An 18,236-nucleotide genomic window follows, 5' to 3' on the forward strand; every position below is an offset into this window, starting at 1 on the left:
TAACTGTGGTTGTGTCGGTGGTCCAGAGTGTATTGTCCAGAGTTAACATACCTGCCAGACGACGCACTCTACCGTTTCGGATAGCACTCCGTTAGCCGTCGCGGGGTTTTCACTGAGTCACTTACATCCTCCGTCTCTGCCGACCGTTTGTTTATTTCAAATGTCGAAATAGATAGAAACCCGAAATACCTATCATACATCTTAATATTTGTCGAAACGACTTAACGTCACCCCCTCCTCTGAAGAATAAGAACACGTTGCCGCTTATGGACCGAGAAACCCCACCAGTGGTCCTCGTCGTCGACGACGAGAAGGACCTCGCCGACCTGTTCACCGCGTGGCTCTCCGCCGACTACACCGTGCGGACCGCCTACAGCGGGCAATCGGCGCTCGATTCACTCGACGACTCAATCGACGTCGTCCTGCTGGACCGCCGCATGCCGGACCTCTCCGGGGACGCCGTGCTCGCGGAGGTCCGCGAGCGCGGCCTCGACTGCCGGGTGGCGATGGTGACCGCCGTCGACCCGGACTTCGACATCGTCGAGATGGGGTTCGACGCGTACCTCACGAAGCCCGTGACGAGCGACGACATCCACGACGTCGTGGAGACGCTACTGGCGCGCAAACACCACGACGCCGCGGTCCAGCGGTACTTCCAGTTGGTCACGAAGCGCGCCGCGCTGGAAGCCGAGTACGGCGACGGCGTCGTCAACGACCCGAAGTACGAGGCCCTGCAGGCCGAAATAGAATCGTTGGAGCGCGAGGTGGACGAACTCGCCAGCGAGTTCGACAGCGACGACTTCGAGGTCGAACTTCGCCGCATCGAGCAGGACGCCGGCGACGACGTCAGTGACGCCGACACCGACGGGGGGAGCGTCTGATTCTCGGTATCGAGGAACGCGTCTCGACGCCCTCGACGCGGTGCTGAAAGGCAGATTCGTTCCCGGGACTGCGTCCCTCGCGCGCGGCGGTGCGCGGCTCGAACTCCAGGGCCTGCTGGACGACGAACGTGACGGCGAACGCGAGTAGTTTTAAGCCCCTGTCGGGCGTCGTGGCGAACATGTACCGCGTGTTGGTACCGGTTGACGACGACGTAGACCGTGCGCTCGCGCAGGCTCGATACGTGGCAAACCTGCCCGACGCCGCCGAAAACGTCGAAGCTATCGTACTGTTCGTGTTCACTGGCGACAGCGAAGAGCTCCCCGAGGACGTCCAGCAGTTCAAGTCCGCGAGCCGCGTCCAGTCGGTGCGGCGCGCACAGGAGTTCCTCGAAGACGCGGGTATCGACGTTCAGGTTCGGGACGACTCCGGGGACACCACCGACGACATCATCGCAGACGCCGACGAGTACGACGTCGACGCCATCGTGCTCGGCGGGCGGAAGCGCTCGCCCGCGGGGAAGGCCATCTTCGGCAGCGTCACGCAGTCGGTCATCCTGAACGCCGACCGCCCGGTCGTCGTGACCGGCGAAGAAACCTGAATGCGGCCTGTTATCGCGAGAATCGCATTACCGTAACGCATTTTTCGGCCGTCGCGTCCCCCAGACATGGCGTTCGAAACGTACGAATGCCAGGCGTGTGGCGACGAGTTCAAGGCGTTCGAGGACTCGAAGGCAGCCGCCAACGGGTACTGCAGTCCGCGCTGCGAAGTCGACGGAAAAGGACGCTGAGCGGCCAGCGCGGCGCTGGCTACGTCACTCGTTCTGCGGGCTGTAGTTGGGCGCTTCGTCCGTAATCATCACGTCGTGGGGGTGGCCCTCGGTCTGGCCCGCGGCGGAGACGCGGACGAACTCCGCTTCGGTCTTGAACTGCGGGATGGTCGCGGCGCCGACGTAGCCCATGCCGGACTGGATGCCGCCGACGAGCTGGTGGAGTTCTTGCGAGAGCGGGCCCTTGTAGGGGGTCGCGGCCTCGACGCCCTCGGGGACGAACTCCTCGTCCTCGTCTTCCTCCTTGAGGTAGCGGTCACCGCCGCCGGACTGCATCGCACCGACCGAGCCCATGCCGCGGTACTGCTTGTACTTCTTGCCGTTCATCGTGATGACCCGACCCGGGGCTTCGTCGGTGCCCGCGAAGTACGAGCCGAGCATGACGGCGTCGGCACCCGCGGCGATTGCCTTCGCGGCGTCGCCGGAGTACCGGATGCCGCCGTCCGCGATAACAGGGACACCCTCAGGGTGGGCGACGTCGGCGACTTCGGAGACGGCCGTAATCTGGGGCATGCCGGCACCCGTGACGACGCGCGTGGTGCAGATGGAACCCGGGCCGATGCCGACCTTGATGCCGTCCGCGAAGTCGACGATTTCCGCGGCGGCCTCGCTGGTGCCGACGTTCCCGACGACGACGTCGGCCTCGACGGTCTCACCGATTTCGCGCGCGGACTCGATGACGTTCTTGTTGTGGGCGTGCGCGCAGTCGATGAACAGGACGTCGGCACCGGCGTCGTCGGCGGCGGTCGCGCGGTCCTCCTCGAAAGGACCGACGGCGACGCCGACGCACAGGTGGCCGTCCTCGTCCCGGGCGGCGTCCTCGTGCTCGCGGCGTTCGAGGATGCCCTGCATCGTGACGAGGCCGACGAGGCGGTCCTCGTCGTCCACGAGCGGGACGCGCTCGATTTTGTGCTCGTACATGAGTTCGAGGGCGTCGCGGGCGTCGACGTCCTCGCTGGCGGTGATGACCTCGTCGGTCATCGCCTCGCGGACCGTATCGGACTCGCCGACTTCGAGATACGGGCGGATGTCCGTCCCGGAAATGATGCCGAGCACGCGGTCGTCGTCGTCGACCACGGGCGCGCCGGAGACGCCCTCGTGGCTCATCATGCGGTCGACCTCGCTGACGGTCTGCTCGGGCGTCGCGGTGACGACGTTCTCGCGGTCGATGACGAGTTCGTCGGCGCGCTTCACGCGCTCGACTTCGGCGGCGGTGTCCTCGACGTCCATGTTTTGGTGGAGGACACCGAGCCCGCCCTCGCGGGCCATCGCGATGGCGAGGTCGGACCCCGTGACGGTGTCCATCGCCGCGGAGAGAATCGGCGTGTTCAGGGAGACGTTCGTCGAGACTTGCGTGCTGACGTCGGCGTCGTCGGGTTCGACGCGGCTCTCCGCGGGGCGGAGGAGCACGTCGTCGAAGGTCAACGCCTCTGGGACGCGGAGTTTCTCGGAGAATCGGCCGTCCGTCGAAGGGTCGTGCGCCATGTAAACCGTCGCGTCGCCGGTGGCAAAAACGTTCCGAGATTGGTCGAACGTGCGTGAACCACTCCCGTGGCTACCCCAGTCCCAGCACGTCCATGTATCGCCGCCACAGTATCCCACGAACGAACAGCGAACGATGGTTCGGCCGACGAACGTCATAATATACGCGCGTATACCGTCGTATCCCCGACTATCGTTCACTTGTCCCGACGAACAGTAGTTCGGTACTTAAAGACAGGTTTTGGTCCTCCATCCTATGTGGCCGCCTCTCACGCAATCTTTATGCGTACGACCCTAATGGTTGTACATATGGACTCCATCAGTCCCGAGGTAGTGCGTACCGCCGGCAACCACACCGTCGACTCCGACGCACGCACATTTTTCGGCAAACTGATGGACACATTCTGGCTCGGAACGCCGGCACTCGCGCTCTCGACGCCGCGCGCGTCCCCGCATCGCCGGGCCAACCAAAGTTCGTGTAGGTCAGGCCGGTAGTTCATGAGTAGCTCACGCCACCCCGTCGCCCTCCGCCTAGAGCAACGCGTAGGCGGCGACACGCGGCTACTCGCTACCGTTATGCTGCTCCCGCTCGTGGACGGCATCTTCGCCGCCCTCGTGCTCGCGGGCGAACTCGACACGTACGTCGGCATCGCCCAGATCGGGCTGCTGGTCTTCGGCGGGAGCGCGACGCTCGCGGTCATCCTCGCGGAGATGGACGAGGACCCGCGCTCGCAAGCCATCACCGTCCTCGTCGTCGGCACGCCGCTGATACTCGTCGCCGCCGCCGAAGCAGCGCTCGCGCCCACCATCGCGACCATCGTCGACATCCCGACGTTCGAGCGCTTCGCCGCCATCGTCATCCTCGCCATCGCCGCGAAGACCGCCAGCTCCACCATCGGCGACTACCTGCCCTCCCCCAGCATCATCATCGGCCTCGGATTCGTCGCGAGCGTCCAGCCCGCAGGCGCTGAACTCGTGTTGAAATCCGACCCCGTGTTGATGCTGCGCGCCGCGGCCGCTGGCGGCGTCGCCGTCGGCTTCGCGCTCGCGGTCGTCGCGCTCCAGCCGTACCTCCGTCAGGTCGTCGACATCGACCGCTTCCGGTTCGGGAGCGCCGTCGCGCTCGGCACGCTCGCGCTCTCCGTGTTCGGGCTCGTGCCCTCGCAGTCCCCGCTGGTCGTCTTCGCCGTCGCCGGCCTGCTCGCGTTCGACCCCGAGGAAGCCGACATCGACACCCCGGACGTCCCGCCGACCGTCGACGACGGGCCCAACGGCGCCGCCGCACAGCCCGCGACGCCTGACGGCGGCAGCGACCCCGACGAGGGCGACGAAGCCGCCTACGGCTATCCCGGCGAGGACGGCGCGGAAGAACGCGCCCCCTGGCTGTAAGCCAGCGAGGAGAAGTCTTTAGCCGCCCGCGGCCGTCCCGCCGGTATGTCCGACAACCGCGTCGTCGAAGGCCGCATGGTCACCCCGAAGAAACTCGCGGAGCTCGTCGAAGGCGAGTCCGTGATGGACGCCGAACCCATCGAGGACGCCGACCGCGACTGCCCCGAGTGCGGCGGCGACGTCATCTCCGTCGGCTACATGCCGTCGGTGACGGAGTTCGTCACCGGCTACAAGTGCCAGGACTGCGAGTGGAGCGCCCGCGAGGACTAACGACTCCAGCGCACGTCCTCGACTTCGTCGCCGCTCGCGACGACGTGCCCGACCACTTCGCCGTCCCCGCAGTCCTGGACGTCGATTCGCTCGTAGGCCTCCGCGACGACCTCGCGGAGGTCCGCGTCCAGCGCTTCTGCTTCCTCGACGCCGAGTCGCATCTTCCCGCCGATTTCCCGTACTACGATGGGGTACTCGGTCATGCCTCGGCGTTCGCTCTCGGCCCGGAAAGGCCAATCGCTACGTGCGAACCTCGTAGTGCGCGACCGTCTCCTCGTAGCGCGCGAGCAGCGCCTCGGCACGGTCGGGAACGTGTGCAGTCTCGTAGTCCTCGCCCGTGTCGCGGCGCAACACCTCGAAACTCTCCAAGTCCGGGATCACCGCTCGGTCACGAACGTCTCGTACTCGTCGGCACCGGCGGGCTCGGTCCACCCACGCCACACACGTGCGATTACGCGCTCGAATACGGGCGGGTGGCCCTTGTCGGTGGTGAACTGAGACGCCGAATCGAAACGCACTTAGGACAAATCACCGTACGGAGGAATGCGAGGGGCTGTGGCCAAGCCAGGAATGGCGACTGACTCCAGAGGCCACGCGCCCGGGACGAAATTCCAGACTGGTATACCGAGCGGCCGACTGATCATCGGTCCGCGACGACGACCCTCTGGAGTTCCGAGGCGCACCGGAGATATCAGTCGATCGGGGGTTCAAATCCCTCCGGCCCCATTTTGCTTCCTTCGGTCGCAAATTGTACTGCACAGCCACGCTACTGCGACTTTAACCGGACTGGGGTTGAGCCGGTTTTCGGGATTTCATTTGATTTGAACCCCTGAACGACTGGTCCTCGACGTCTTACTGCGGTGGAATGGATTTCAACCTCTACCTGTAAAAGTGTTTAGCAGATATTGGGTTCTCGGGTCAAAGAGAAAGCGTACGCACGCGAAAAGATACGGATTTGAGCCACTGTAGTCAACGGGAAGGGTGTATCCGGTTAGAACATCAACGTTGCGCGCGGCTTCGCACCCAACGTTACCGGGTCAGAAATTTTCCTCCAAATTTGGGTACACCAATTGGGTGGTGGTAGTGCAGCCCTTCCAAACTCGATTTAATGATGGTATCCATATACAACTGGGGGAATATAATAGTCCAGATTATTATGTATAGGCGGTTCGGTTGTCTTGATTAGGTAGTTCTGTTGTTCGGTTGTTCGGTTGTCTCACATAGCGAACCCGCGAAGTCCTACATCATGGATGCTTCAGCCACGAAGAATCACTGTCTCGTACGTCTCGTACAATTACCTCGGTTGTCTTTGTTATCTCGGTTACCTGCACTACAATACAGTATACAGTACTGTTACAAGTAGTTGTGATACAGTACGAATAACTTCTGCTGTGTTGTTGTGCTGTGCTGTATTACTATACTGCTGTGCTGTGTTGTGGTGCTGGTATCATCGGGAACCCTCCGCCGGACTATTTCTCTCTACTATATCACAGTACGATGAAATAGTACGTTACAGTACGAGAAAACAGTACGTAGAATAGTATATGTAGTTCAACTAAATCCCTCAGATGTTAGATAGACTACAGTGCCATCACAGGAGGTTTTCACCAGTAGATGATGTTTCCCTCTCGGAACCCACCAAAACCGTCTGTGGTGCAACTCAGGCGTGTTAAATTACGCTCTGACATGGACAGGAGATTCTTATATCTGAATTGTCGTTGAATCCCAACTTGGCACCTAATTTTACTACCGAGCCGGGTCGGGTTCTCGATGTTGAACTTTGAGTGATTGCGATACTTTGGATTGTGGGTTGTACATGCTACAAAGCGACTGGTTCGGTTGTATTAGTAAGGTAACCGCAGCGTCTACTTCACAGCAAGGCACGGAATTCAACTATGTCTATTATATTTATCTGATAGTATGGGGGAGATAAAACAGACAGAATTGTTATATTATTGGGGTTGGCGATGATATTTGCGGGTCAGCGGCTAATCATGGGTATTGGCATAATCACCGGCGGCGTTCTCGATGGTAACAGAATACATCAGATTCTATCAAGTAGTTCGTCCTTCTTTTTCTTGAATTCTGCCTCAGAAATATCGCCTTCATCTTTCAAGGATTTTAACCGCTCCAGTTGGTCAAGAGGACTTGCTTGGGTATTACCACTATCTTCCTGCCCCTGAGTCAATTCGTCGCGACGATGACGGACATACTCAATTGCTTTCCGGCAGTCCGCCTCATCTGATAGGCTTCCGGAGAGATGATATGTGCGACCGTGCGTTTGCAGAGATAACCGGCTTGTAGCCCCGCCCCCTCCAATATCTAAGTCAATTCCCGTTATCGAATCGTACGGAATATGCCGCTCATCAGTTCCATTTCCTTGCTGGATTATAACAAATACTCGTTCGTCGGTAATAACCGTTAGACACTGGTTGATTCCGACCGACATTTTCCGACTTCGGTTGTTTCCGAGTAGTGAAGTACTGTCACCCCCACCCTCAACGTCAATTGTATTACCTTTGATAATATGGTGGGGCTGTTCATCTTCATCAAGGAAGTCTAATACAGTGGACTGACCTGCGCCGGTTGCTTTCAGTACGCTTTCGGTTACCGTCCCACCATCAGCAGTTTGTACAAGATTGCCCACATATTCCTCATCATACTCATGGCCCCCAGTTGTCGAGTACTTTCGTATCTGAGAGAAGGTTGTTTCGTACTCACAGTTTCGGCAAACAACTTCTGATTTCAGAACACCGCCCTTGAGTTGGTCTTTGCCACATTTGGGGCAGGATTGCAGGTGGACAGAGGTGTTCTTGATTTTATCAAATAGGCCCATGATATCCCATTCACCCTACCACATAAATAGATGTTTGACATATTAAATAAGTTTAGTTATGTTGACAATACATATAATTCAGGTTAGACTGGTGGAGAGTCTATAATAAGTCTAAGAACTGTTCGCGCCCTTCTCGCTCTTGTTCTTTCGACCGTGCGTCATAGTGCTTGTTCAGTACCTCGACAGAGACATCAACGCGCTCCGCGAGTTTCTCTTTCGGCCATCCACGCTCGATATGATAGGTAATCGACCCACGACGAATTGGGTGGAGTGATTTTGACGATGGACACCCGAAGGCTTCTTTCTTCCTCGAAGCAGCGTCACAGCCATCTATATCCCGGTCGTGAGGACAGTCCCCAGTAACAACGCACGGGCGCGTGATAGCGGTGAAGTTCTTGTACGCCCGTTGCCTCTCAACACGCTGCGTCCCCGTGCAGAACAACGGCTTGCGGTCGTACTGGTCGGTTACATCAGGACGTTTCCCCTCGATGTAGTCAACGAGAACACCGTGGGTATCCTCGTTCAGAGTGACGTTGCGTTCGCCGCCGTTCCCGTTCTTCAACGGGGTTCCCTCAACCGTCCGGTTCTGGAAGCGCAAGATAGCCCCGTTTCCATCACTCACGACGTCCTCGACGTCAAGGGCAATTGCCCCACTAATTCGACAGCCCGTGTGCCACATCGTCTTGAACAGGGCGTGTCGCCGTGATGCGTATTCGTAGGTGCTGAGGTAGCGGAGGATTTGTTCGGCTTGGTTCAGGGGGATGCTTTCGTTACTAACAGCCTGTTCCTTCGTCACCTCGGGAATCTCCATACGGTCAGCCGTCCCACGTTCGACTAACTCCGCCTTCTCGCACCACCGAACGAACACCCGCAGCGTCTTCACGTTATTATGGAGGGTGATTTGCTTCACCTCACCCTTCCGCGTCTGCTTCCACGACTCGATTACGTAGCCGCCGACCTTCCCGATGGATTCAATCTCGTTTTCCTCGCAGAAGTCCGCGAAGTGGTCGGTAGGGTACTTGTACGTTCTGTACGTTGATTCCTTCACGTTACCGCGACGAGCGTTCAGGAATTCCCTGCGTGCTTTTCGGGGGCTGATTTCGTCAGCCGGATTTTCGAGGTCGGGTATCATTTTCATTCCGACCACAGCAAGTCCCAAGGACCGACGACAGGTAGGGGAGTCAGCCGCGCAACGAGATTCCATCCCCTCTGCTGCCATCGACGGAGCCGCCCGAATCGCAAGAGGGCGGCGGAGTCGGTGGGGGTTCAAATCCCTCCGGCCCCATACCATATATAAGTAAAGCGGCACCGATTGCCGCTTTCTTCACCGCACAGAACGCCACCAGCCACCCGGCCGTTCTCCGGGGGTGGTCTGCGTGAGCGCCCCAGCCGATTCTCACGACGACCGCGACGACAGAGCCATCTGTCGCTACTGCGGCGGCTTCATCGACTACGACGGGCAACTCTGCCCGGCTCTCCACCGGGGTGAGTGCCGCCCATGAACCGCTTCTGTGGGAACTGTGGCACGCGCCTCGAAGTCACGTCGACGCGCGGCGGCATCCCGCACCGCGTCTGTCCCGACTGTGGTGGCGGTCCATCGGGGGTGTTCGCAGGCCCATGAGCGACCTCGACCCCATCGAGGCCGCGCTCTCGCCCGCCCAACTCGAAGCCTGGAAAGCCTGCCGCGCGCCCGGTGAAATGCCCGTGAGCAGGTTCGCTGACGAGACCGAACGCTCGAAAGGCACCGTCGGCAACCACCTCAGCCGCGCCGAAGACAACCTCGCCGACGCCGCCGACGAGTTCGCCGACGCCGCCACACCCGTCGACTTCAAGACCGAGTGCCAGCGCCGCTCGACCAGCTGGAAGCGCGCCGCGCCGATGGCCGACGACACCGAGATTCGCAAACTCAACAGCTACGCGTGGGCCGTCCGCCTCCCCGACGGACAGACCCACGTCACCGCCCTGCTCCGCCGCGAGGACTACTTCGCCGGCTGGTGCGACTGCAAGGGCTTCACGTACAACGGCGGCCCCTGCGCGCACCTCTGCACGCTCCGCCAAGCCGCCTTCGTCCACGTCGAGAGCGACGACGGCGACCGCGTTCGCATCCCCGAACAGCCACCAAAGACGCCAGCCACCGACGGCGGCCAGCCCGTCGAGCCCGCCGCCGGCCACGACGGCCGCGAGTTCGGCCGCCCCGAATCCCAGCTATGAGCCCCTACAGCACCTACAACGACGACGAACAGACGGAACAGCAGCCGGCCTCACGCGCGGACCCGCGAGAGCGCGTGAGTCTCGCTGGCATCCCCACAGGGGTGTCCTACATACTGCAACCGCAGTCCCGGAACCGCTCGCCGTGTGGGGATTCTGGCGCGTATGACACGACCGGCGTGCGTCATGCGGAGGTGGCCTGACGATGGGCCGGATGGAGAGCGACGAGTCCAACACCAAGCGCGTCACCGTCCGCGTTCCCGAGCAGCTCGTCGAGGAGTACGACGAGGCGCTTGACGAGCAAGATACGAACCGTAGCGAGGACATCCGCCAGCACATGCGGCGCACGGTCTCGAAACCGACGACGGACGGCGGTCTCGTGCCTCCACAGGACGATGACACGCTCGCTGCAGCCTACACAGAACTCCGGCGACTGACTACTGATGGACGCTCACTCCCGCTTACAGAGGCCCGCAGTGTGCTAGCTTCGAAACTTAATATCCCAAAAGAGAGTGTACCTCGGCGTGTTCTGAAGCCGCTCAACGAACGAGGGTATCTCAAAAGAACTGGCGACCCTGTGAATCAGCCACATATTAGCGTCCGATAAAAGTCTGCTATTCGGTAGATTCTATCGGGTCTCCGCGCCAATTCGTTGGATATCGTTTTTCTAGCAACTCCAGGAATTTCTCAACGTCCAAACCCGCTTTGTCCGCTTGCTCCTGTATGAAGTCGTTTGTAGGCTTTCGATACCCTCCACGGATGTTGCTAGACTCATCCAGAGCTTCATCAACAACCGCGTTATCGAACCCACTGACAGAATCGCTCAATAGATCTAGTTCATCCTCGAAGTCGCTGATACTCTCCTGTATCTCCTTCTTTCTGGCTCGTAAGTTGTCTAATTCTCGTTCTGTCCGGCGTCGCCGGACTGCACTAGCGGTTCTTGTCGCTTCCTCCTCTCCCTTAAAATAGGCTGTTAGTAGCTCTTCGATCAGGTCGTGGACGGACTCGTCGTATTCCGCTAATTCCTCTTCAAGATCAATCTCTGCCATTCAGAGGACAGTCTCCTTCTAATATAGTTATATTAACGGATTCCAGAATCAGACTTCAACCGTTGCCTGAGCTTGCTGGCAGAACGCGGGTTTCTCCATGTACGCCGGGAAGTCGTGAACGTCCGTTCGAACGACCTGCCACGCGCCCTGGTCGAAGCGCTCGACGCGCATCATCGTATCCGCGATTTCCAGGGATTCGCCGCCTTTCCCGCCCGTTACAACTTCTTCGTCGCGTAGTTCATCGAGCGGCAGGGACACGCCCGCCGACGTACCGCCGATGGACACCAACTGATTCATCGCCATGACTACAGCAATACCCTCGCACAGTAGCCCGTTAAGGCTTACTGAGACTTTAGTCCGACTCAAGTAATCCACGCCGCTTTGCGCCTCTCGCGCCTGTATCTGCGGCGAGGTGAACCGTGTCTATCGAGGTTGAGTTCGGGAGTATGGAGACCGCCGACGAGTACCGGCGCGAACACGACGAATGGGTGTGTCCAATCGACGACGACGCGCGCCGGAAAACCGTCGCGTTCGTCTCGGATACGCCCGACTGGCTGCTCGACCGCGCGCAAGTCGAGGCCGCCAGCAGCCGCGACGAACGCACCGCCGACGGCGGCCAGGTCGAGCTGACCGACAGCGAGAAAGACCGCCTCGGGCCGTTCACCGGCTCGAACAACTACCGGAAGGCCGCGGCCGTGAAGGGCGTGATGCTCGACGCGGGCGTCGACGACTGGACGAGCTACTACGACGAGACGCTGACCGTCGACGAGCACCGCGACCTCGCCGACCGCGCCGCCCGCGAGGGAGGCGGCGGCCGCCGCCTCGATGCCGAGGACAGCACCGACGAACGCCTCAGTCGGGCTGAATCGGCGATGGGCGAGGAGTGCGACCACGCTCGCGACCACTGCGAGCACGGCGACCCTGACGCCTGCGAGTTCCTGGGCGAAGCGTGCGGCTACGACGACGAGGAAGTAGCCGCGATTCTCGACGAGGACGACGACGAAACCGAGCAGGAAATCGAGGGCGACGCGGCAGGCGCCCTCGGTCGGGCGTGGCAGGGGTACAAGGCCGCCATCGTGCGGCTCGCGCAGGAGATCGACGACGCCCTGGAGGCGAAGCGGAACGCCGAGCAGGCGGCCGCGGCCATCAACGCGATTCGCGCCGACCACGGCCAGGAACCAATCGAACTGGAACGACTCGAAGAGCTAAGCGACCGGCTCGCGGTCGAGGGGGAGCGCGCCCACGACGCCGAGGGCTACACCGAGCAACAGGAGACAGCATGAGACTCGAAATCACCGGAACGACGGACGGAGGCAGGGAATGACGCTGAAGCCGCACTGGTGCCCGGTCGACGAGTGCGACTTCGGCGTCGACGCGGAGCGCTCGCTCGGCTCGGTGCGCTCACACATCAACGCCGAGACCAGCGAGGGCCACGACTGGAACGCCCTCAAAGAGGAGGTACACAACCAAGAGCAGCGAGAAGGCGCCGAAGAGCAGCCCGAAGCAGGCGAAACCTCGCCTTCAGAGCAGGGCGAAACGCCCCCAGAAAGCGCTGCTACCGACGGCTCCGACGACGAAGAGGCAGAACCGGACGGAGAGCAGTCTGAAGGCACCGAATCCTCGCCTTCAGAGCAGGACGAAAACGGCTCTGACATGGCTACACAGGAAGAGTACGAGCAACAGCACTCGGAGAGCAGCGACGAAGGCGGCGACGAAGGCGAGTCGTCGGGCGATTCGCCTAGCGACGGCGAGCAATCGCCTACAGGCGACGAGAGCAGCGGCGAGAGCGGGGGTGTGCCCGCGCCGAGCACCCAGACTGTGCTGCTCGTCGTCGGCGCGGTCGCGGTCACCGCGGCCATCTACTGGTTCGTGCTCCGCGACGACGACAGCGCGCCATCCGGCAGTACGGCCAGCGTCGAGGCCGCCGACAGCGACGAAGAGAGCAGCGAGACCGAGCAGGAAGAGACGGAGGAACTCTGGGATGAGTGAAGCAGAGGTAGAAGGCGCGGAAGAGCAGACCGAAGCAAGCGAAACCGGCGAGAACGGCAGCGGCGAGCAGCCCGATATCGACCCCGACGAGCAAGCGGACATGGACGGACTCGCCGACCTCGCCGAGCAGGTCGAGGAAGAGGCCGGCGCCGACGTCGACGACGACCAGGAGGACACCGACGCCGACAACGAGGGCGCCGAGGAAGAGGCCAGCGCGCCAGCCGCGCCCGGCGGCTCGACGACCAACTGGGGCGACCTCTACGTCGGCACCGTCACCACCGGCCTGAACGCCGTCATCGACGAGTACGGCCACGACGACGCCGACCACATCAGCGAAGACCTCGCCCGCGACCTCCACCTCGACGAGTACGTAGACGACTGGATGGCCGAACAGGGCAAAGCCGAGATGGACCCCGCCCAGGGGATGCTCATCGCGACCGTCGCGCTCGCCATGACTGTTCTCGTCAGCCGTACCGACCTTCCGAGTAAGGCACTCAGCAAAGCGAAACCCGACGATTAAGATGTTTGGAAATATTGGCGATGAACTCACGAAGCAGACCGGCGCACAGATGTTTAACCGCTTCAAGCCGCAGATGCAGGCGCTCTCGCAGGTGGTCGCCCAGCGCGAGCGCGCCCAACTCGAACACGCGCAGCGACTCGCCGACGCCTCCAACGCCGACGTGAGCGTTGACGAACTCCCGGACATCGAGGCGCGCGCCGCGCAGCTCGAAACGATGGCCGAACGCGCCAGTCAAGCCGACCTCGTCGGCTGGTACTTCGAAGAGTTCGCGCCCGATCACCTCGACAACCCCGAGAAAGCAGTCGCGTACGCCGGCCTGAACGACGACGAGTGGCAGAACCAGAAAGAGGCATGGGCGAAGAACTACCGCAGCACATCGCCTGAAGCCGAGGCCTACAGCGACGAGGACCTCGCCGGCCTCCACGTCGAGAACACCTTCGGCGTTCCCCTCGAAGAGTTCGAGGCCAACGTCGTCGACTTCCGCCCATCGGAGGCGATTCAGGACGTACTGACGACGAACCTGCGGACGGTCGAGGCCGTGATGGCCACCGTCGCGGAGGACATGGAGGGCGAGGCATGACGCCGTCTCTTCAGAACGCGGCACGCGGCGGGCTCGCAGCAGCGAAGCTGATGGGGCTCGTCGTGGTCTGCGCCGTTATCGCCGTCCTCGTCGCCTCGCCCATCATCCTCGCAGTTGCGTGGTACATCGGGTTCCTCTCCTTCGAGGCCGCCGCAATCGGGCTACTACTCATCATCGCCTACGGTTCAACGGGGGTTTCGGCATGACGTACACCGACGTCAACATCGACGGACTCGCCGACGAAGTGGCGTACGCGGTCGCGGTGTTCCTGACGCTGATGGCCGTCTGGGAGGTCATCCAGTCGGTCACGTCGAGCAGCGAGCCCGCACCGCGAACCGAGCAGTCGGTGACACTCGGCGAGGACGCCCTCCGCCGCCTCGAAGACGGCGAACCCGTCACTATTCCACGGTGGCACGGCGGCGACCTCGAACTCACCGGCGCCCAGGTCATCGACGTCGAGCCCGTCGACGAACAGGAGGACTGAGCCGTGAACGGGCTGCTTGCGGCGAAATCCGGCTGGGGGAAGTCGTGGTACACCCAGGCGTGGACAGAGGCGAACGTCGACGAGTACGACCGCCTGGTAGTGCTCGACTTCAAGGACGAGTACCGCGGGTTGGTGAAGTCCGGCTACGCGAAGCATTTCATCGTCGGCCCCCGCGAAGCGGAGGCGTTCGGCGTCGAGGAGTGGATGCAGTTCCTCCAGCAGAACCCTCAGGTCGTCCTCTGTCGGCACGGACTCGACGAAGAGACGTGGCGCGAGGAGGTCGCCGACCCGGTCGCAAAGGCGAACCGCCGGCTCGCTGGCTCGTCGCTGACGGTCATCGACGAGGCGCACTTCGTCGCCCCGCAGCGCGGTAGCGTGCCGGACGGCGTGAAAGGGCTGGCGACGACCGGCCGCGGCGAGGACGCTAGCAGTCTGTGGGTCACGCAGCGACTCACGGAGATGGACGAGACCGTGCTCGCGCAGATGATGTTCACCATCCTCGGCGGGTTCACGTCCTCGGGCGACCTCGCGAAGGTCAAGAGCATCGTCGAGTACCCGAAGGACCTCCACAACCCCCAGGCGGGGAAGGTCTCGCACTCCCCGGAGGAACTCCAGCGCGTCGACGCGAGCGGCACGAAGGCGAAGGGTGGCTACGTGCCGGCCCTGGAGAAGTTCACCGACGACGATGGGAACACTGTCGGGAGCGAATGGATTTACGCCGACGAGAGCGGCGAAATGGAGCGGAAAGACACTCGCAACGTCTCGATGGAGAGCACCCACTTCGGCGCACAGGGAAAACAACTGAAATCCCCGGAGGGGGCCTGAAGATGGCGAAACCAAGCGAATCAATCACGCTCTACGGCGACAAGGCAGAGTTGTTCCGCGACATCAAGGAGGAGATGGCCGACCGCAAGGGATTCGAGCCAGGGAACTCCGAGGCGGTCGCCGAATTGATGGCCGACTGGCACCAAGAAAATCGGCGCTGACACCCAGCGGGCTCCCGCGCCTCCCGTCGCCTCCTCGCGCCTTCTCGCGCTATCTAAGCCGCATTCGTACAAACAGGCCGGGGCTCGGCTTAGTCGCATCATGGCAGCTACCGAAGACGCGATGGACGCGCTCGACGAACTCGCCGACCCCGAATTCTGGAGTCAGGCCGGCGCCGTATTCGGCGGCTTCGTCGCGCCCACCGTCGCCCGCAACCTCATCGAACCGAACACCAACTACGACATCCCCGACGAGACCTATGGCGCTCTCGTCGTCGCTGGCGCACAGTACTCGCCCGCCTACCAGCGCGAACTGATGCTCGGCGGCGGCCTCTACTCCGTCGACAAGCTCGCGGAGCGCTTCGACCTCAAGCAGCACATCACGGAGGTCGGTAACTGATGTCGTCCGCCAACATCTTCCTCGACGAGGGCGCAACCGGCTCCAACGTCGAGGTTCAGGACGGCGACCCCGGCCACGAGTCGGCCGTACTCACCTTCACGCCCGACCGCGGCACCGCGGTGCGTCTCCTGAACGCGGTCGCAGCTGGCTCTTCGTCCGGGCTTCCGCTGTACATGAAGCCCCGAGACGGCAACGGCGACCCGCTCCCGGTCGGCACCACGACCGTCTACCTCGCCGTCAAGCGCGCCGGCCAGAGTTCCTTCCACCGCATCAGCGAGGAGATCACGAACATCGGCCACTACGTCCGCAACGACATCACCACTCAGCAGGACGCCGACAACATCGACCAGTCGAAGGTTGACCTCCAGTACCCCGAAGCCTCGGGGAAGGAGGGCACGCCGTCGAGCGTGCTGATTCGTGGCATCGACGAGTTCGCCATCATCGTCGACTCCGCGGTTGCATGGAGCGCCAACCAGTCCGTCGCCCAGCTCGACACCGACGCCGTCGAGGGGCCGTTCTCCAACTGACCATGCCCAGCATGTCAGAGAACGTCCGGCAGGCGCTCGCAGAGACCGGCCACGACCGCCGGAACCTCAGCCCGCAGGCCTTCGACTGGTCCGCGAACGCGATGGGCCAGCGCAGCCGCGTCGCCCGAATCCGCGCCGACACGCCCCACAAGCTGCTCGGCAAGCAGGACGACCGCCCGCTCGAAATCGCGCTCCCCGCCTACGAGGGCCTCGGACCGACGAACGCGAGCGCGGACGACACCGAGCAGTTCACCGTCTCGCACGGGATTCGGGACTGTCCGAACACTCAGAACGTCGTCGTCTGGCTCGACGGCGACTACTACGGCACGCCCGACGCAGTCGACCGCTCCACGGGCACCATCGACGTGACCGACCCCGGCACCGGCTCGACGGTGCACGTCTTCTACATCCCCGACAAGGCGGGGACGCTGGAGGTGGAGAAGGCCATCGAGGGCAGCACGAGCACGTCGAAGACCCTCAAGACGGTCTCGGTGAAGAACATCCACCGGAAGAACCTCAGCGAGCAGCCAGAGTACTTCGAGTTCAACGACTCGGAGGACCCGCTTGAGGAGTGGGTCGCCTCCGACATGACCCTCGACGTGTACGTGAACGTGCCGTACATCGCGCGCTTCGAGGACCCGGACGGCGATGGCGCAGTGGCGACGAACGCGCTACTGTCCTTCTCGGCGCTCCAGGGCCGCGACATCGTGCCCAGCCTGAAGAGCGACGTGAAGGACGCGATGTAGCGAGGGCTGACAGATGAACTCCAATCTTTGGGACACCACAGAGACCACCAGCGACAGCACCGACGCGACCGCGTCGGCCACGGCCTCGACCACGGCCGCCAACGGCGAGCAGTCGCCGCTCTCGGCGGCCATCGACGCGTCGTCGTGGAGCCGCGCGGACGTCGAGCTCGCGCTCCAACTCGCGCAGGTCGCGCTGCTCGCTGTCTGGCTCTACTCCACCTACGATGAGTGACAACACCACCGACGACGAGACGACCTGGAAGGAACAGCGCGAACAGGCAGAAATCCGGGGTGAGAAGCGCCCCATCCCGGACGGCACGCTCAACGAGGCGCAGAAGCGCCGGGAGGGCCAGTAATGCCCGAACTCATCCCGCCGCCGTCGCCCGACGACCGGCCGTTCTGCGAGCCCACGAGCGTGCTCCTCGGGAGCAACACGGAGGCGACGCTGACGTTCGTTCCCGTCCAGAACGACGCCGAGTTTCGCATCGGCACGGTCGCGATGAGCAAGCGCGGCGAATCCGAGTACGTCGTGCGGATGGACGACGAAGTCGTGTTCGGTCCGGCGCCGATTCCGCCCACCGACATCGACGACCTCGAAGTGACGTTCACGCCGGCACGAGCGTTCAGCCAGAAGCTCGAACTCACTGTTCGGAATCTCAGCGGCACGACCGGAGAACGCCGGTACAGCATCCAACCGGTCGGCTACGAGGTGATGAGCTGATGGCCGTCGAGTCTGAGGGCGACTACACCGTTCGCAAGCGTGCCGCCGAAGAGAGCGGCCTCACCGACGGCGAGGAAGACCTCAGCGATGGCGTCGAGGTGGACGTCGGCGACGTGTCGGCGTTCACGCTCTACCTCGGTGTGTCGACGGGCACGGCCGTCGACGTGACGGTGATGCTGTCGCCGGACGGCGGGACGAACTTCTACGAGCCCGACGAGTCGCCGGTGTCGTTCGCGTCCAGCGACGAGTCGAAGGTCGAGCACATCCCGTACAACGCGAACCGGATTCGCCTGAAGGCGAACAACACGACGCCCGTGAAGGCGCAGCTTCGGGAGGTGGTCTAA

General features: G+C 62.1%; 31 protein-coding genes and 1 tRNA gene. 24 read left to right on the forward strand and 8 right to left on the reverse strand.

From position 1 onward, the window contains the following. Nucleotides 1-287: 287 nt before the first annotated feature. The 3 genes from LT974_RS05695 to LT974_RS05705 are packed head-to-tail and all read left to right on the forward strand — an operon-like array spanning nucleotide 288 to nucleotide 1,480. Complete coding sequence (locus LT974_RS05695; protein WP_232589730.1) at nucleotides 288-881, forward strand: response regulator; 594 nt, start codon at nucleotides 288-290, stop codon at nucleotides 879-881. Then, on the forward strand, nucleotides 850-1,029 hold the full coding sequence (locus LT974_RS05700; protein ID WP_232589731.1) for a hypothetical protein: 180 nt from the start codon (nucleotides 850-852) through the stop codon (nucleotides 1,027-1,029). The genes LT974_RS05695 and LT974_RS05700 overlap by 32 nt, the downstream gene beginning before the upstream one ends. Nucleotides 1,030-1,060: 31 nt before the next feature. Beyond that, nucleotides 1,061-1,480, forward strand: coding sequence for a universal stress protein (locus LT974_RS05705; RefSeq protein ID WP_232589732.1), 420 nt, complete (start codon nucleotides 1,061-1,063; stop codon nucleotides 1,478-1,480). A gap of 213 nt (nucleotides 1,481-1,693) precedes the next feature. Here LT974_RS05705 and guaB read toward each other — a convergent pair whose 3' ends face one another. Further along, on the reverse strand, nucleotides 1,694-3,193 hold the full coding sequence (gene guaB / locus LT974_RS05710; protein WP_232589733.1) for an IMP dehydrogenase: 1,500 nt from the start codon (nucleotides 3,191-3,193) through the stop codon (nucleotides 1,694-1,696). 495 nt (nucleotides 3,194-3,688) lie between these two features. Between guaB and LT974_RS05715 the strand changes: the two genes are divergently transcribed. Together LT974_RS05715 and LT974_RS05720 are read left to right on the forward strand one after the other, a co-directional pair. Further along, the gene (locus tag LT974_RS05715) at nucleotides 3,689-4,579 is read left to right on the forward strand and encodes a DUF5794 domain-containing protein (RefSeq protein WP_232589735.1); all 891 of its coding nucleotides are present in this window, start codon (nucleotides 3,689-3,691) and stop codon (nucleotides 4,577-4,579) included. Between the two features lie 45 nt (nucleotides 4,580-4,624). Further along, nucleotides 4,625-4,849: a DUF5795 family protein gene (locus tag LT974_RS05720; protein WP_059056609.1), complete on the forward strand. Its 225-nt coding sequence runs from the start codon at nucleotides 4,625-4,627 to the stop codon at nucleotides 4,847-4,849. Here the strand turns inward: LT974_RS05720 and LT974_RS05725 are convergent. From LT974_RS05725 to LT974_RS05735, 3 genes are read right to left on the reverse strand one after another with little or no spacing between them, the layout of a single operon-like run. Then, nucleotides 4,846-5,052, reverse strand: a complete 207-nt coding sequence (locus tag LT974_RS05725) for a hypothetical protein (RefSeq protein WP_232589736.1) — start codon at nucleotides 5,050-5,052, stop codon at nucleotides 4,846-4,848. The two genes, LT974_RS05720 and LT974_RS05725, sit on opposite strands and share 4 nt — an antisense overlap. A gap of 37 nt (nucleotides 5,053-5,089) precedes the next feature. Next, nucleotides 5,090-5,230: a hypothetical protein gene (locus LT974_RS05730; RefSeq protein WP_232589737.1), complete on the reverse strand. Its 141-nt coding sequence runs from the start codon at nucleotides 5,228-5,230 to the stop codon at nucleotides 5,090-5,092. Next, entirely contained in the window at nucleotides 5,227-5,367 is a 141-nt protein-coding gene (locus LT974_RS05735) for a hypothetical protein (protein WP_232589738.1), read from the reverse strand. The genes LT974_RS05730 and LT974_RS05735 overlap by 4 nt, the downstream gene beginning before the upstream one ends. Nucleotides 5,368-5,398: 31 nt before the next feature. Here LT974_RS05735 and LT974_RS05740 point away from each other — a divergent pair. Continuing rightward, nucleotides 5,399-5,575 (forward strand) — tRNA-Trp (locus tag LT974_RS05740). Between the two features lie 1,318 nt (nucleotides 5,576-6,893). Here the strand turns inward: LT974_RS05740 and LT974_RS05745 are convergent. Next, nucleotides 6,894-7,685, reverse strand: coding sequence for a PH domain-containing protein (locus LT974_RS05745; RefSeq protein WP_232589739.1), 792 nt, complete (start codon nucleotides 7,683-7,685; stop codon nucleotides 6,894-6,896). A 100-nt stretch (nucleotides 7,686-7,785) separates the two neighbouring features. Further along, entirely contained in the window at nucleotides 7,786-8,817 is a 1,032-nt protein-coding gene (locus tag LT974_RS05750) for a tyrosine-type recombinase/integrase (protein ID WP_232589740.1), read from the reverse strand. 485 nt (nucleotides 8,818-9,302) lie between these two features. On the opposite strand from LT974_RS05750, the gene LT974_RS05755 reads away from it, so the two are divergent. The 3 genes from LT974_RS05755 to LT974_RS05765 are packed head-to-tail and all read left to right on the forward strand — an operon-like array spanning nucleotide 9,303 to nucleotide 10,500. Further along, nucleotides 9,303-9,896: an SWIM zinc finger family protein gene (locus tag LT974_RS05755; protein WP_232589741.1), complete on the forward strand. Its 594-nt coding sequence runs from the start codon at nucleotides 9,303-9,305 to the stop codon at nucleotides 9,894-9,896. Next, nucleotides 9,893-10,096: a hypothetical protein gene (locus tag LT974_RS05760; RefSeq protein ID WP_232589742.1), complete on the forward strand. Its 204-nt coding sequence runs from the start codon at nucleotides 9,893-9,895 to the stop codon at nucleotides 10,094-10,096. The genes LT974_RS05755 and LT974_RS05760 overlap by 4 nt, the downstream gene beginning before the upstream one ends. 2 nt (nucleotides 10,097-10,098) lie before the next feature. After that, nucleotides 10,099-10,500 (forward strand): ribbon-helix-helix domain-containing protein, encoded by a 402-nt coding sequence (locus LT974_RS05765; protein WP_232589743.1) that lies wholly within the window; start codon nucleotides 10,099-10,101, stop codon nucleotides 10,498-10,500. A 7-nt stretch (nucleotides 10,501-10,507) separates the two neighbouring features. On the opposite strand, the gene LT974_RS05770 is transcribed toward LT974_RS05765, so the two are convergent. Beyond that, nucleotides 10,508-10,942 (reverse strand): hypothetical protein, encoded by a 435-nt coding sequence (locus tag LT974_RS05770; RefSeq protein ID WP_232589744.1) that lies wholly within the window; start codon nucleotides 10,940-10,942, stop codon nucleotides 10,508-10,510. 48 nt (nucleotides 10,943-10,990) lie between these two features. Further along, the gene (locus LT974_RS05775) at nucleotides 10,991-11,245 is read right to left on the reverse strand and encodes a hypothetical protein (protein ID WP_232589746.1); all 255 of its coding nucleotides are present in this window, start codon (nucleotides 11,243-11,245) and stop codon (nucleotides 10,991-10,993) included. Between the two features lie 116 nt (nucleotides 11,246-11,361). Between LT974_RS05775 and LT974_RS05780 the strand changes: the two genes are divergently transcribed. The 15 genes from LT974_RS05780 (at nucleotide 11,362) to LT974_RS05845 (ending at nucleotide 18,236) form a co-directional block, all read left to right on the forward strand. After that, on the forward strand, nucleotides 11,362-12,225 hold the full coding sequence (locus LT974_RS05780) for a hypothetical protein (protein WP_232589747.1): 864 nt from the start codon (nucleotides 11,362-11,364) through the stop codon (nucleotides 12,223-12,225). Nucleotides 12,226-12,262: 37 nt separating this feature from the next. After that, complete coding sequence (locus LT974_RS05785; protein ID WP_232589748.1) at nucleotides 12,263-12,931, forward strand: prolipoprotein diacylglyceryl transferase; 669 nt, start codon at nucleotides 12,263-12,265, stop codon at nucleotides 12,929-12,931. Beyond that, nucleotides 12,924-13,451, forward strand: coding sequence for a hypothetical protein (locus LT974_RS05790; protein WP_232589749.1), 528 nt, complete (start codon nucleotides 12,924-12,926; stop codon nucleotides 13,449-13,451). Before LT974_RS05785 ends, LT974_RS05790 begins: the two co-directional genes overlap by 8 nt. A gap of 1 nt (nucleotide 13,452) precedes the next feature. Beyond that, nucleotides 13,453-14,031, forward strand: a complete 579-nt coding sequence (locus tag LT974_RS05795; RefSeq protein ID WP_232589750.1) for a hypothetical protein — start codon at nucleotides 13,453-13,455, stop codon at nucleotides 14,029-14,031. Further along, a complete protein-coding gene (locus LT974_RS05800; RefSeq protein WP_232589751.1) occupies nucleotides 14,028-14,237 on the forward strand; it encodes a hypothetical protein in 210 nt (69 codons plus the stop codon). Before LT974_RS05795 ends, LT974_RS05800 begins: the two co-directional genes overlap by 4 nt. Next, nucleotides 14,234-14,515, forward strand: coding sequence for a hypothetical protein (locus LT974_RS05805; RefSeq protein ID WP_232589752.1), 282 nt, complete (start codon nucleotides 14,234-14,236; stop codon nucleotides 14,513-14,515). Before LT974_RS05800 ends, LT974_RS05805 begins: the two co-directional genes overlap by 4 nt. Nucleotides 14,516-14,518: 3 nt before the next feature. After that, nucleotides 14,519-15,340, forward strand: a complete 822-nt coding sequence (locus tag LT974_RS05810) for an ATP-binding protein (protein ID WP_232589753.1) — start codon at nucleotides 14,519-14,521, stop codon at nucleotides 15,338-15,340. Between the two features lie 2 nt (nucleotides 15,341-15,342). Beyond that, entirely contained in the window at nucleotides 15,343-15,501 is a 159-nt protein-coding gene (locus LT974_RS05815) for a hypothetical protein (protein ID WP_232589755.1), read from the forward strand. Between the two features lie 100 nt (nucleotides 15,502-15,601). Beyond that, nucleotides 15,602-15,898, forward strand: coding sequence for a hypothetical protein (locus LT974_RS05820; protein WP_232589756.1), 297 nt, complete (start codon nucleotides 15,602-15,604; stop codon nucleotides 15,896-15,898). Then, nucleotides 15,898-16,425, forward strand: a complete 528-nt coding sequence (locus LT974_RS05825) for a hypothetical protein (RefSeq protein WP_232589757.1) — start codon at nucleotides 15,898-15,900, stop codon at nucleotides 16,423-16,425. Before LT974_RS05820 ends, LT974_RS05825 begins: the two co-directional genes overlap by 1 nt. A 2-nt stretch (nucleotides 16,426-16,427) precedes the next feature. Continuing rightward, nucleotides 16,428-17,171 (forward strand): hypothetical protein, encoded by a 744-nt coding sequence (locus LT974_RS05830; protein WP_232589758.1) that lies wholly within the window; start codon nucleotides 16,428-16,430, stop codon nucleotides 17,169-17,171. A 13-nt stretch (nucleotides 17,172-17,184) separates the two neighbouring features. Then, nucleotides 17,185-17,403: a hypothetical protein gene (locus LT974_RS05835; RefSeq protein ID WP_232589759.1), complete on the forward strand. Its 219-nt coding sequence runs from the start codon at nucleotides 17,185-17,187 to the stop codon at nucleotides 17,401-17,403. Beyond that, nucleotides 17,396-17,527, forward strand: coding sequence for a hypothetical protein (locus tag LT974_RS17740; protein ID WP_269785451.1), 132 nt, complete (start codon nucleotides 17,396-17,398; stop codon nucleotides 17,525-17,527). The genes LT974_RS05835 and LT974_RS17740 overlap by 8 nt, the downstream gene beginning before the upstream one ends. After that, entirely contained in the window at nucleotides 17,527-17,892 is a 366-nt protein-coding gene (locus LT974_RS05840) for a hypothetical protein (RefSeq protein WP_232589760.1), read from the forward strand. The genes LT974_RS17740 and LT974_RS05840 overlap by 1 nt, the downstream gene beginning before the upstream one ends. Further along, nucleotides 17,892-18,236 carry a hypothetical protein gene (locus LT974_RS05845; RefSeq protein ID WP_232589761.1) on the forward strand — a complete coding sequence of 115 codons (345 nt, stop codon included), beginning with the start codon at nucleotides 17,892-17,894 and terminating at the stop codon, nucleotides 18,234-18,236. Before LT974_RS05840 ends, LT974_RS05845 begins: the two co-directional genes overlap by 1 nt.

It is taken from the genome of Halobacterium noricense (genome assembly GCF_021233435.1).
GTDB classification, from domain to species: Archaea; Halobacteriota; Halobacteria; order Halobacteriales; family Halobacteriaceae; genus Halobacterium; species Halobacterium noricense.